The organism is Microbacterium pratiae (assembly GCF_047302165.1).
Classification (GTDB): domain Bacteria; phylum Actinomycetota; class Actinomycetes; order Actinomycetales; family Microbacteriaceae; genus Microbacterium.
Map to the genome: position 1 here is coordinate 1,437,694 of NZ_CP154843.1, position 12,389 is coordinate 1,450,082.

A 12,389-nucleotide genomic window follows, 5' to 3' on the forward strand; every position below is an offset into this window, starting at 1 on the left:
CGGTGTCGCACCCCGCGGCTAGGGTCATTGAACGGAAGGGGATCATGCGATACATCGAGGACGAAGGCCGGATCGTCTGGAGCGCGAGCGACCTCAAGGCCGCCGCCGACTGCGAGTTCGCTTGGCTGCGCGCGATCGACGCCAAGCTCGGACGCGTCGCGGCGGTCGACGAGCCCGACGACCCGACCCTCGAGCGCGCCGGCCGCCTCGGCGACCGGCACGAGGAGCGCCAGCTCGAGGCCTATCGTGCTGAGTTCGGTGATGGCGTGATCGAGATCCCCGAGACCCGGTCATCGGACGCCGAGGGCTTGGCGCGCGCTGTCGCGCTCACGCGGCAGGCGCTCGCGTCGGACGCGCGCGTCATCTATCAGGCCGCGTTCTCCGACATCGACTTCGTCGGGTTCGCGGATTTCCTCCTGCGCGGCGACGACGACCGGTGGATCGTGCAAGACACGAAGCTCGCGCGGCACGCCCGCGTCACCGCGCTGATGCAGCTCGAGGCCTATGCGGTCCAGCTCGATCGCGAGGGCGCGGCGGTCGCCGATCACGTCGAGCTGCTGCTCGGCGATGGCACGACGTCGCGTCATGAGCGCGCCGACATCGCGCCGGTCTTCGTCCTGCGCCGTGAGCGTCTGCGCTCTCTCATCGCCGACCGTGATGTCGGCGCAGGTGCGGCGGGGGAGGCCATCGCGTGGGGCGACGACCGCGGAGATCTGCGGATCGCGGCCTGCGGACGCTGCGCGACGTGCGACCTCGAGGTCGTCGCTGCGCGCGATCTGCTGCTCGTCGCAGGCATGCGGCCGACCCAGCGGGAGCGGTTGCGGGCGGCTGGAGTCACCACGATCGACGACCTCGCCGAGGCGCGCGAGGCACCCGCACGGATGTCGTGGGACACCTTCACCGGGCTCCGAACCCAGGCGCGGCTGCAGCTCGAGAGTCCCGCCGGGGGCGTCGCGGTCGCCGGGCGCGAGCTCGCGGCAGACGGCCCTCCCGTCCCCACCTACGAGGTGGTCTTCCCGAAGGCGCTCGGTGCGCTTCCCCGCCCCGACCTCGGCGACCTGTTCTTCGACTTCGAGGGCGATCCGCTCTACACCGAGGGAACGGCTCGGCAGTGGGGCATCGACTACCTGTTCGGCTGGGTCGATCTGCGCGAGCAGTACTCGGCGCTGTGGGCCCACACCTTCGACGAGGAGAAGGCGGCGTTCCAGACCTTCCTCGAGTTCGTCGCCGTGCACCGCGCGGCGCACCCGGCGATGCACATCTACCACTACGCACCGTACGAGCCGACGCACCTTCTCGCGATGGCCGCGAGGTACGGCGTAGGCGAGGCCGAGGTCGATCGTCTGCTGCGCGACGGTGTGTTCGTCGACCTGTATCCGATCGTCCGCCGCGCGTTGCGCGTGGGGTCGCGGTCGTACTCGATCAAGAAGCTCGAGCCTCTGTACATGGGGGCCGAGGTCCGCACGAGCGATGTGCAGAAGGGCGACGACTCGATCGTCCGGTACGTCGAGGCGCGAGCGCTCGCCGAGGCCGGCGACGGGGACGGTGCTGCGGCGATCCTCGCCGACCTGGCCGACTACAACCGGTACGACTGCGTCTCGACGCGCCGCCTGCGGGATTGGCTCGTCGATCGGGCGCGCGAGGCGCAGTTGCGGCCGTCCGCGGACGTCGAGCCCGAGGAGCGCGCCTACGAGCCGTCGCCGCGGGCGACGGCTCTCACTCGACTCGCGGATGCCGCAGCCGCTGACGACCCCGCCGGCACCGAAGCGCCGGCCGCGATCGCACTCCGCCTCGGGGCGGCGGCGATCGACTACTACCCGCGCGAGGCGAAATCGTTCTGGGCCACCCACTTCCTCCGTCTGCGCGAACCCCTCTCGATGTGGGAGGACACCCGTGACGTCGTCGCCGTGGCGCCCGAGCGCAGTCGAGTGCTCGAGGACTGGCACCGTCCCGAGGGCGCCCGCACCGACCGGCGCATCCTCGAGCTGCGCGGCGAGGTCGCACCGGGCACACGCCTGAGCGTCGACTCTTCGCCCTTCGCGATCTACGAGTCGCCGGCCCCGTTCCCGACCGATCCTCGGCCCCGCTTCATCCACGCCGACCGACGCGTGCGGGTCGTGGAGGTCCTCGACGACGGTGCGATCGTCGAGGAGCTCGCCGCGGGGGCGTACATGTGGTCCGAGCTTCCGATCGCGCTCACCCCGGCGGCTCCGCCCCCCGCGGGCAGCCAACAGGCGGCGATCGACGCCTGGGCCGACGGCGTGATCGCAGCGACGCCCGATCTGCCTGCCGACCCGGCGACCGATCTGCTGCTGCGTCGCCCGCCGCGCACGCTCTCCGGATCGCTGCCCGGCGACGGATCCGACGCGGTCGCCGACATCTCACGCGCCATCCTCGATCTCGATCGCAGTTACCTGGCCGTCCAGGGCCCTCCCGGAACCGGCAAGACGTACGTCGGGTCGCATGTCGTCGCGCGACTCGTCAGTGAACGCGGATATCGGGTCGGAGTCGTCGCGCAGTCTCACGCGGTCGTCGAGAACATGCTCGATCGCATCGCCGCCGCGGGCGTGCCCCGCGAGAAGATCGCCAAGGCGGTGAAGGGCGAGCCCACCGGCGACGAAGCCTTCACGGTCATCCCGAAGAACGGCGTCGCCGACTTCACCGCTACGCGTCCCGACGGCTACGTCATCGGCGGCACCGCATGGGACCTCACCCATGCGGGCCGCATCCCGCGGGGCAGCCTCGATCTGCTCGTCATCGACGAGGCGGGTCAGTTCTCGCTCGCCTCGACGATCGCCGTCTCGGTCGCGGCGTCACGACTCCTGCTGCTGGGAGACCCGCAGCAGCTGCCGCAGGTCAGTCAGGGCACGCACCCCGAGCCCGTCGATACGTCGGCTCTCGGCTGGATCATGGACGGCGCCCACGTCATCCCGGCCGACCGTGGATTCTTCCTCGCCGAGACGCGTCGGATGCGGCCGGAGGTCGCCGAGCCGGTCTCGGTGCTCGCCTACGACGGCCGCCTCGCGGCTCATGCGTCGACGGGGGGCCGCGTGCTCGAGGGCACCGCGCCCGGTGTCGTGCCGATGCCCGTCGCCCATCGGCGCAACGCCACCGCGTCGCCCGAGGAGGCCGAGGTCGTCGTGCGCGTCGTCACAGATCTCCTCGGCCGCTCCTGGTTGCCCGACCCGACCCTCGCGCCGCGTCCGCTCGAGCAGCGGGACATCATCGTGGTCACGCCGTACAACGCCCAGCAGGTGCTCGTCGAAGAGGCTCTCGGCGCTGCCGGCTTCACCGAGGTGCCGGTGGGGACGGTCGATCGTTTCCAGGGCCAGGAGGCGGCGGTGGCGATCGTGTCGCTTGCGGCATCCTCCGGGCGCGACGCGCCTCGGGGACTGGAGTTCCTGCTGCTGCAGAACCGCCTGAACGTCGCCGTCTCGCGCGCGCAGCACACGGCCTACATCGTCTACGGCACGGGTCTTCTCGACGATCTGCCCCGCACGCCCGAGGGCGTCGCCCGGATGAGCGCCTTCGCGCGCCTCGTCGGGGCGGTCTGAAGCGCGCTGCTCGCTGCTATCGGGCGCACTTCGCAACGATGGACGCGGTTTGGACTGCGTCTCATCCGCGGAAGTGCGCTCGATACCGCGGCCGCGGGCCGCGGGTCAGTCGACGGTGCCGTACAGGCGGTCGCCCGCGTCGCCGAGACCGGGCACGATGTAGCCGCGCTCGTCGAGCCGCTCGTCGAGCGAACCCAGGACGAGGGTCACGTCGCGGTCGCCGACCTGCTTCTCGATCGCGGCGAGTCCCTCGGGCGCGCCGAGGATGCAGATCGCCGTGACGTCCTGCGCCCCGCGCTGGAAGATGAAGTCGATCGCGGCGCCCAGCGAGCCGCCGGTCGCGAGCATCGGGTCGAGCACGAAGCACTGACGGTCGCTCAGGTCGTCGGGAAGACGCTCTGCATACGTGGTCGGCTCGAACGTCACCTCGTTGCGGGCCATTCCCAGGAAGCCGACCTCGGCGGTGGGGAGCAGCTTGGTCATGCCCTCGAGCATCCCGAGCCCCGCGCGCAGGATCGGGACGACGAGGGGACGGGGCTTGGCGATCGCGAGGCCCGTCGTCCGGGTCACCGGCGTCTCGATCTCGACCTGCTCGGTGCGGACGTTGCGGGTGGCCTCGTACGCGAGCAGCGTCACGAGCTCTTCGGTCAGCTGGCGGAACACCGGCGAGGTGGTGTTCTTGTCGCGCAGGACCGAGAGCTTGTGGGTGATGAGCGGGTGGTCGGCGACGTGAACACGCATGTGATGATCCTACGCGGACGGCTCCCGTCTTCTCGGCCCTACGCTGGTGCCGTGACCCTGACGGCATCCGCTGGCGACATCCGCAGCATGACGCGCGCTCTCGAGCTCGCGGAGGCTGCCGCCGCTGCCGGCGACATCCCCGTCGGGGCCGTCGTGACGGATGCCGCGGGGGCGGTTATCGGCGAGGGGCGCAACCTCCGCGAAGCGACCGGTGACCCGACTGCTCATGCCGAGGTGGTCGCGCTGCGCGCGGCGGCCGCCGCGACCGGGTCGTGGAACCTGTCGGGGTGCACGCTGACGGTCACGCTCGAGCCGTGCGTCATGTGCGCGGGCGCGATGCTGCAGGCCCACGTCTCGCGGCTCGTCTTCGGGGCATGGGACGACAAGGCCGGCGCCGCCGGATCGCAGTACGACCTCGTGCGCGACCGCCGACTGCCGGTACGGGCCGAGGTCATCGCCGGCGTGTGCAGCGCCGAGTCGTCGGCGCTGCTGCGCACCTTCTTCGCGCAGCAGCGGTGACACCAGCAGCGGTGACCTCAGCAGCGGTGAGCTCTCGGCCGGTCAGTCCCAGGAGCTGAGGATGATCGCCTCGGTCGGCGGAGCCGGCGAGATGGGGGTGCCGAGATAACCGATCGTCGACAGGATGGCGGTGCGCACCTTGCCGGGGCGCTCGAGATGCACGGCGTGCCCGACGCCCTCGATGACGACCTCGGTCACCTGCCCGCCCGCCTCGCGGTAGCGATCGAAGACGGCGCGGGTCTGCGAGACCATCTGCTGTGCCGGTGCCGTCTCCACTCCCGGCCACCCGGGGATCGCGCCGATCTCGCCGAGGTGGCCGCTCTCGGCGAACGACCCGTCGGCGATGACGACATCCGCACCGCCGCGCACCCACAGGATCGGGGGAGCGTCGTAGCCGGCCGCGAGGTCGACGATGGACGAGACGTCGAAGTGACCCGGCGCGAGCGCGTTCTGAACGCCGAGCCGACCCGCGGCGAAGCCCGGCCAGTTCTCGCTCGGGACGCTGTCGCCGGGGTAGTTGCCCTCGGCGGTCGAGGTCGTGAGCATCGCCTCGACCCACGTGTCCTCGTTGTCGGACTCGTAGTCGGGTGACACGAACGACGTGCGGAAGAACGACCGGGCGGTGCCCTCGTCGTCACCCGCGTCGCGGGCCGTGAGCCGGTCGACGAGGGTAGGGCTGACGGTTCCGCCGCCGCATCCGGCGTCGTCGTCGGTCAGGCGCGTGCCGTCGAGTCGCGTGCCGCCGAAACCGAACGGCGACACCGGTGCGAGCAGGCTGAGCGAGAGCACGCGGTGCTCGAGCGCGTACTGCATCGCGACGGCGGCGCCCATACCCCAGCCCACGAGGTGGACGGCATCGAGATCCAGCGCCTCGAGCGTCGCCCGCACGTCGTCGGAGAAGTCGCGCACACCCCGTGTCGCATCGACGGGCAGACGCTCGGTCTCGCCGAAGCCGCGGAGGTCGACCGCGATCGGGCGGACGTCGCTCGGCAGGTCCTCGATGATCTCCTGCCAGAACAGGCTCGACCCGGGAGCCGTGTGAAGCAGCACGAGCGTGCGCTCCGCCGGAGTCTCGGGGTCGTCTGCCGCGCGCTCGAGGATGTTCACCGCCAGGCGCGATGTCTCGATGGTGCGTGGCGTGATGCCGTCGAAGAGGGGCATGGCGGGATCCTTCGCTCTGCTCTGCGCAGCGAGCGCTTCCGCGCCCGCGGACGCTTCGACTCTACCTCGCAGCTGTTCCCTCCGCTGGGAAACGGCCGGACTTAAGATGGCCGCATGCCCGACGTCGTCGCCCTGCCCCCGATCGCCATCCTCGGAGCCGGTTCGATGGGGGGTGCCGTGCTGTCGGGCCTCGTGGCCTCGGGTGCCGCCGCCGGGGGAGTGACCGTCACCAACCGCACCGCAGAGAAGGCCGCCGCGCTCGCCGATCTGCCCGGAGTGACGAGCGTCGCCCTCGCCGACGCCCCCACGGGGAACACGGATGCGGCCGCCGCGGCCGACGTCGTGCTGATCGGAGTCAAGCCCGCGATGGTGCCCGACCTGCTGCGCGAGATCGCTCCCGTGCTGCGCCCCGGTGCGGTGGTGGTGAGCCTCGCCGCCGGCGTCACGATCGACACGTTCGCCGACATCCTCGGCGCCGAGGTCGCCGTCATCCGCTCGATGCCCAACACGCCTGCCGTGGTCGGGAAGGCCGTCACCGGGCTGGCTGCCGGGCCCGCGGCATCCGATGACCACCGGGCGACGGTACGTTCCCTGTTCGAGACCTGCGGCGTAGTCGTCGAGGTGCCGGAAGCGCAGATCGACGCCCTCTCGACGATCTCCGGCTCGGGCCCCGCCTACGTCTTCCTGCTGATCGAGGAGCTCACCCGCGCCGCGATCGGCAAGGGCTTCGCCGAACCCGAGGCACGTGTGATGGCCGAGCAGACCTTCATCGGCGCGGCCGCCCTGCTCGATGCATCCGGTGAGGACCCGGCCGAGCTGCGCCGCCGCGTCACGAGCCCCAAGGGCACGACCGAGCGTGCCATCGCCGTGCTGCAGGAGGCCCGCCTCGACGACGTCTTCGCCCGGGCGACCGACGCGGCGCTCGCTCGTGCCCGCGAGCTCGCCGCCGGCGCCTGACCCCGAGGCCCCGCGACATCCCCCGAGGTCCCGCTTGGGCCCGGTATGCGGCGCGCATGAGCGGCCGAACGGGGACCTCGCGGCGGCGAAGCCGGGTCAGCGGTCGAGGGAGGCGAAGCGCTCGATGTCGGAGTTCGTGCCCGAGACGATGATGAGGTCGTGGTTGGTGACGACGGTGTCGGCCTCGGCGTAGCGGAACGGCTTGCCGGGGCTCTTCACACCGACGACCGTGACGCGGTACTTCGTCCGCACACCCGACTCGTTGAGGCCCACGCCGCGGATGAACTTCGGCGGGTACATCTTCGCCAGCACGAAGTCGTCGTCGAAGCGGATGAAGTCGAGCATGCGTCCGCTGACGAGGTGCGCGACACGCTCGCCGGCCTCGCGCTCGGGGTACACGACGTGATTCGCGCCGACACGGGCGAGGATCTTGCCGTGCGACTGCGACACGGCCTTCGCCCAGATCTGCGGGACCTTCAGGTCGACGAGGTTCGCGGTGATGAGCACGGACGCCTCGATCGACGAGCCGACGGCGACGACGGCGACCTGGAAGTCCTGCGCGCCGATCTGCTTCAGCGCGTCGAGATTGCGGGCGTCCGTCTGGACGGCGTGCGTGACGCGCTCCGACCACTTCTGCACGAGCTCGAGGTTGTCGTCGATCGCGAGGACCTCGCGGTCGAGACGGTCGAGCTCGCCGGCGCAGGCGGCGCCGAAACGCCCCAGCCCGATGACCAGCACGGGCGCGTCGCTTCGGATCTGCTCAACCAACGATCGGCCTTTCGACGGGCAGGGCGTACAACTGCGAACGGGATGCCGCGGCCACCGCTGCAGCGAGAGTCACTGTACCAACGCGTCCCATGAACATGACGAGGGCCATGACGTACACCGCGGGCTCGGGGAGTTCGGCGGTCAAGCCTGTCGACAGGCCGACGGTCGCGAATCCGGAGATGACGTCGAAGAGCACTTCGTCGACCGGTGCCTTCGTGATCTGCGCGATGGTCACGGTGCCGACCGCGACGATCGTGGCGCTCCACGCGACGACGGACAGCGCCACGCGCTGCACGTCGCTCGGGATGCGGCGACCGAAGACCTGAACCGACGGGCGTCCCTTCGCCTCGGACCAGACGGCGAGGGCGAGCACGGCGAGCGTGGTGACCTTGATGCCGCCGGCGGTGGAGGCTGAGCCGCCGCCGACGAACATGAGCATCGATCCGACGATGAGGGACGAACCGTGCATCTCGCCGATGTCGATGATCGAGAAGCCGCCCGAGCGGGTCATGGCCGAGATGAAGAACGCCTGGAAGGTGGTGTCCCACGCCTCCATCGACCCGAAGGTCGCCGGATTGTCGTACTCGAGGAGGAGGAAGACGCCCGCACCGGTGAAGAACAGGATGATCGTGGTGATGATCGTGAGCTTGGCGTGGAGCGACCAGGCGCGCACGTGCCACTGATGCCGCCAGAGCGTGAAGATCACCGGGAACCCGATCGACCCGAGGAACACCCCGGCCATGAGCACCGTGAGCATCACGTAGTCCTGCGCGAACGGCTGCAGTCCCTCGGCGTTCGGCGAGAAGCCGGTGTTGGTGAAGGCCATCGCCGCGTAGTACGGGGCCTCCCACAGGGCGGTGAGCGGATCGACGCCGCCGAGCAGCAGCGAGGGGTACAGCAGGATCGCGAGGCCCGCCTCGATGACGAGCGTCGACAGCGCGACGGTGCGCAGCAGCAGGCCGACCTCGCCGAGCCGGACGGCCTGGCCTTCGTTCACGGGACCGCCGTGCGCGCGCATCGGATTGCTGTCGCCGGCGGCGATGAGCTTCGCTCGCAGGCCGAGGCGCTTGGAGATGACGAGCCCGAGGATCGACGCGAGGGTGAGGACGCCGAGCGCGCCGACATTGACGCCGATGTAGATGAGGACATGCCCGAAGGGCGACCAGTGCGTGGCCATGTCGACGGTCGCGAGACCCGCGACGCAGATCGTCGAGACGGCGGTGAAGAGGGCGTCGGCGAACGGAGTCGCCCGTCCCGACGCGGATGCCGCGGGCAGCGAGAACAGCGTCGTGAAGACGAGGATCAGCGTCGAGAAGATCAGCACAGCGAAGCGTGAGGGCGAGGCCGTCGCAAGATCGCGACCGGCGTCCCAAGCGCTGCGCCCGAAGTCGCCGAGGCGGGTGAGGACGATCGCGCCGACGGACCTGTCCGCCATGCGTGTTCCTCCCCACGATCGCAGCTGTTGCTCCGGCGCCGCGGTAGGTCGGTGCCGATGTCATGGTACTCGGGCGCGCGCGCCGACTAACCTGAATGCATGGCGGACATCTTCGACGTGATCGCCGACGGTACCCGTCGGGACATCCTGCGGCTCTTGCTCGATCGGGACTCCGATCCGCGCTCCTCCGGGACGAGCGTCTCGCAGATCGTCAACGAGCTGGGCGTGAGCCAGCCGACGATCTCCAAGCACCTCAAGGTGCTGCGCGGCGCCGAGCTCGTGACCGTGCGCGAGGAGGGGCAGCACCGCTACTACAGCTTGTCACCCGAGCCGCTCGACGTCGTCGACGACTGGCTGGTGCCATTCCTCTCGTCGGAGGCGTACGACGCCGAGCCCGCCGCCGCCCTGCCCGAGCAGGCGGTCGCCGCAGCGGAGCTGGTCGGTCGGGCCGCCGCATCCGCGAAGCACGCCGTCACGAGCGTGTTCGGCAAGCGTTCCGCGCGCTGACCCTCGCACTCTCCCCGCCTGGAGGCAACAGGCGTCACTTCGGTTTACACGCGTCGCGCCCGGCCCCTAGAGTGTTCGCATCCGGGGAAAGGGATGACGATGGCCGAGCTGCCCGATGTGCGCTTCCTCACTGTTGCGGAGGTGGCCGAGATCATGCGGGTGTCGAAGATGACGGTGTACCGCCTCGTGCATTCGGGTGAGCTGCCGGCTGTCCGGTTCGGCCGAAGCTACCGCGTCCCCGAATCGGCGGTCCGCGACGTCGTGCAACGGCCGATCGCCGACGTCGGCTAGACTGATCCGAGGCATTTTTCGCGAGGTGCCTGTTCCCGGACGCAGAAGAGATGCGTCCAGACCCTGACATAGTGAGGTTTTCCGTGGGTTCTGTCATCAAGAAGCGCCGCAAGCGCATGGCGAAGAAGAAGCACCGCAAGCTGCTTCGCAAGACTCGCCACCAGCGCCGCAACAAGAAGTAAGTCGCGGCGACGTCACTGAGCGCCCCATTCGGCTCCGGCCGAGGGGCGCTTCGTGCTTTCCGGATGCCGCCGACCCGACGCGCCGCGGCCTAGGCTGAACGTGGAGGAACGAGCATGAAATCCATCACCATCGACGAGCTCCGCGCGGGCCGCGACATCCCCCTGATCGACGTGCGCGAAGATCACGAGTACGCAGCCGGACGCGTCCCCGGCGCGATCAGCATCCCCATGTCGCAGCTCGGTGAGCGCATCGGCGAGCTGCCCGACGGCGCATTCGACGTCATCTGCCAGGCGGGGGGACGCTCGGCCCAGGTGGTCACCGCACTCGAGGCCCGCGGCTACGACGCCACGAACGTCACCGGCGGCACCGGCGAGTGGGCCGCGCGCGGCTTCGAGCTCGAGCACTGACACCGTCTCGCGCCCGATGGCCACGCTGACCCTCATCTCCAAGCCCGGCTGTCACCTCTGCGACGTCGCTCGCGAGATCGTCGACACCGTCGTGGCAGACCTGCCCGCCGACACCGAGGTCGACGTCGTGGAGAGGTCGATCTTCGACGATCCGTCGCTTTTCGAGCAATGGTGGGAGAAGATCCCCGTCGTGCTGATCGACGACCGCCTGCACGCGCACTGGCGCGTCTCCGCCGACCGGCTGCGCGCCGCGCTGACCGACGAAACCCCGACCGACACGACCCTGACCGAGGAGTCCGCATGACCATCCGCCACGTCGTCGCCTGGAAGCTGTCCGCCGAAGACGCCGAGACCCGAGCCGAGCACGCCGCCGAAGTGGCGCGTCGCATCCGGGGCCTCGTCGGCGTCGTGCCCTCGATCCGCTCCCTGAGCATCGGGCCGAACGCGGCCTACGCCGATGTCAACGGCGATGTCGCGCTCGTCGCCGACTTCGACGATGTCGCGGGGCTCGAGGAGTACCAGGTGCACCCGGCTCACCAGGAGGTCGCGGCCTACGTCCGCGGGGTGGTCGCGAGCCGCATCTCCGTCGACTTCGAGGTCTGAGCCGAGAGGTCTGAGCCGAGAGGTCTGAGCCGGTCCGGCCCGGCGGACGCGTGTCAGTCGCGCCGATCGCGCTCGGCGAGCTCGTCGGCCACGATCACCGGGATCGCGTTGGTGAATGTGCTCGCCCGACGCTCGGCCTCCGCGCTGCCGGTGAAGAGCCCGTCGTTGGTCGGTGTGGGGTCGTGCGTGATGTGGTGGTCGCTGCCGTGGGCCGTGGCCGCGGCATCCGACATCACGATCCGCTGCACCGGGACGGCCTGCGGCATCGTGCGCTGCACCCACGTGACCATCGCTTCACGCACGAGGCAGCGGAGGTCGAACAGCGTGGGGGCGTCCTTCGCCGTGACCAGGATGCGAACGCGCACATAGCCGGCGACGGCGTCCGTCACCTGGAGCACCGACGCCCGGCGGTCCCAGAGGTCGGTCTTCTCGAGCACGTCGTGCAGGTGGGTGCGCATCGCGGCGGGGGAGACATTCCAGTCGAGGTCCATCTCGACGGCACCCAGCAGCTCTGAGCCGCGGCGCGTCCAGTTCTCGAATGGGGTCGTGGTGAAGTAGGTGCACGGCAGGACCAGGCGCCGGTCATCCCAGAGGTCGAGCACGACGTAGCTGAGGGTGATCTCCCCGACGCGGCCCCACTCGCCGTCGGCCACGACGACGTCATCGACGCGCAGGGCGTCGCTGAAGACGATCTGCAGGCCCGCGAAGACGTTGGCGAGCACGGACTGGGCAGCGAGTCCTGCGACCACCGACGCGATCCCCGCGGAGGCGAGGACGCTCGCGCCGACGGCCCGCACCGAGTCGAACGTCAGCAGCACCGCCCCGATGCCGATCACGATGATGATCGCGACGGCGAGGCGTCGCACGATCAGCATCTGCGTGCGGATGCGACGGGCGACGCGGTTGTCGGGCACGTCGATGCGGTACCGGCCCAGAGCCACGTCGGTGACGACGAGCACGAGGGATGCGAGCAGCCAGGCGCTCGCGGCGATGATGGCGATCGTCAGGATCTGCCCCAGCACCGACCTCCACAGATCGTCGGGGAACGTCGTCTGGACCGCTGCCCACAGTCCGATGGCGACGAGCAGCGAACGGAACGGCGCCCGCGAACGGCGGCCGAGCACCTCGGGCCAGCGCTGCCGTCGCGCGGCTATGCGCAGCGCGACGTGCGCCACCACCGCAACGACGATCGCGACCGCGAGGCCCACCAGCACCGCGATGGCGAAATCCATCCACCCGTCCCACATAACGTCCTGCTCCTTT

14 protein-coding genes are annotated in these 12,389 nt (G+C 70.2%); 9 read left to right on the top strand and 5 right to left on the bottom strand.

Annotation, left to right across the window (positions count from 1 at the left end):
• Positions 1-44 precede the first annotated feature (44 nt).
• The gene (locus AA0Y20_RS06690) at positions 45-3,554 is read left to right on the top strand and encodes a TM0106 family RecB-like putative nuclease (protein WP_412938244.1); all 3,510 of its coding nucleotides are present in this window, start codon (positions 45-47) and stop codon (positions 3,552-3,554) included.
• A gap of 105 nt (positions 3,555-3,659) precedes the next feature.
• Here AA0Y20_RS06690 and upp read toward each other — a convergent pair whose 3' ends face one another.
• The gene (upp, locus tag AA0Y20_RS06695; protein ID WP_120263337.1) at positions 3,660-4,295 is read right to left on the bottom strand and encodes a uracil phosphoribosyltransferase; all 636 of its coding nucleotides are present in this window, start codon (positions 4,293-4,295) and stop codon (positions 3,660-3,662) included.
• Between the two features lie 87 nt (positions 4,296-4,382).
• On the opposite strand from upp, the gene AA0Y20_RS06700 reads away from it, so the two are divergent.
• Positions 4,383-4,814, top strand: coding sequence for a nucleoside deaminase (locus AA0Y20_RS06700; RefSeq protein WP_412939716.1), 432 nt, complete (start codon positions 4,383-4,385; stop codon positions 4,812-4,814).
• A 42-nt stretch (positions 4,815-4,856) separates the two neighbouring features.
• On the opposite strand, the gene AA0Y20_RS06705 is transcribed toward AA0Y20_RS06700, so the two are convergent.
• The gene (locus AA0Y20_RS06705; protein ID WP_412938245.1) at positions 4,857-5,975 is read right to left on the bottom strand and encodes an alpha/beta hydrolase; all 1,119 of its coding nucleotides are present in this window, start codon (positions 5,973-5,975) and stop codon (positions 4,857-4,859) included.
• Between the two features lie 114 nt (positions 5,976-6,089).
• Here AA0Y20_RS06705 and proC point away from each other — a divergent pair, with 114 nt between their 5' ends.
• Positions 6,090-6,932, top strand: coding sequence for a pyrroline-5-carboxylate reductase (gene proC, locus AA0Y20_RS06710; protein ID WP_412938247.1), 843 nt, complete (start codon positions 6,090-6,092; stop codon positions 6,930-6,932).
• A 96-nt stretch (positions 6,933-7,028) separates the two neighbouring features.
• On the opposite strand, the gene AA0Y20_RS06715 is transcribed toward proC, so the two are convergent.
• Positions 7,029-7,700, bottom strand: a complete 672-nt coding sequence (locus tag AA0Y20_RS06715) for a potassium channel family protein (RefSeq protein ID WP_412938248.1) — start codon at positions 7,698-7,700, stop codon at positions 7,029-7,031.
• Positions 7,693-9,135: a TrkH family potassium uptake protein gene (locus tag AA0Y20_RS06720; RefSeq protein ID WP_412938249.1), complete on the bottom strand. Its 1,443-nt coding sequence runs from the start codon at positions 9,133-9,135 to the stop codon at positions 7,693-7,695. The genes AA0Y20_RS06715 and AA0Y20_RS06720 overlap by 8 nt, the downstream gene beginning before the upstream one ends.
• 99 nt (positions 9,136-9,234) lie before the next feature.
• Between AA0Y20_RS06720 and AA0Y20_RS06725 the strand changes: the two genes are divergently transcribed.
• From AA0Y20_RS06725 to AA0Y20_RS06750, 6 genes are all read left to right on the top strand, one after another.
• Positions 9,235-9,642 (top strand): ArsR/SmtB family transcription factor, encoded by a 408-nt coding sequence (locus tag AA0Y20_RS06725; RefSeq protein WP_412938250.1) that lies wholly within the window; start codon positions 9,235-9,237, stop codon positions 9,640-9,642.
• 99 nt (positions 9,643-9,741) lie between these two features.
• The gene (locus AA0Y20_RS06730; RefSeq protein WP_023952227.1) at positions 9,742-9,933 is read left to right on the top strand and encodes a helix-turn-helix domain-containing protein; all 192 of its coding nucleotides are present in this window, start codon (positions 9,742-9,744) and stop codon (positions 9,931-9,933) included.
• 83 nt (positions 9,934-10,016) lie between these two features.
• The gene (locus tag AA0Y20_RS06735) at positions 10,017-10,115 is read left to right on the top strand and encodes a 30S ribosomal protein bS22 (protein WP_003792170.1); all 99 of its coding nucleotides are present in this window, start codon (positions 10,017-10,019) and stop codon (positions 10,113-10,115) included.
• Positions 10,116-10,229: 114 nt separating this feature from the next.
• Positions 10,230-10,523, top strand: a complete 294-nt coding sequence (locus AA0Y20_RS06740) for a rhodanese-like domain-containing protein (RefSeq protein ID WP_412938252.1) — start codon at positions 10,230-10,232, stop codon at positions 10,521-10,523.
• A 16-nt stretch (positions 10,524-10,539) separates the two neighbouring features.
• Positions 10,540-10,827, top strand: coding sequence for a glutaredoxin family protein (locus AA0Y20_RS06745; RefSeq protein WP_412938253.1), 288 nt, complete (start codon positions 10,540-10,542; stop codon positions 10,825-10,827).
• Positions 10,824-11,126 carry a Dabb family protein gene (locus AA0Y20_RS06750; protein ID WP_412938255.1) on the top strand — a complete coding sequence of 101 codons (303 nt, stop codon included), beginning with the start codon at positions 10,824-10,826 and terminating at the stop codon, positions 11,124-11,126. Before AA0Y20_RS06745 ends, AA0Y20_RS06750 begins: the two co-directional genes overlap by 4 nt.
• 53 nt (positions 11,127-11,179) lie before the next feature.
• Here AA0Y20_RS06750 and AA0Y20_RS06755 read toward each other — a convergent pair whose 3' ends face one another.
• Positions 11,180-12,373: a mechanosensitive ion channel family protein gene (locus AA0Y20_RS06755; RefSeq protein ID WP_412938257.1), complete on the bottom strand. Its 1,194-nt coding sequence runs from the start codon at positions 12,371-12,373 to the stop codon at positions 11,180-11,182.
• Positions 12,374-12,389 lie beyond the last annotated feature (16 nt).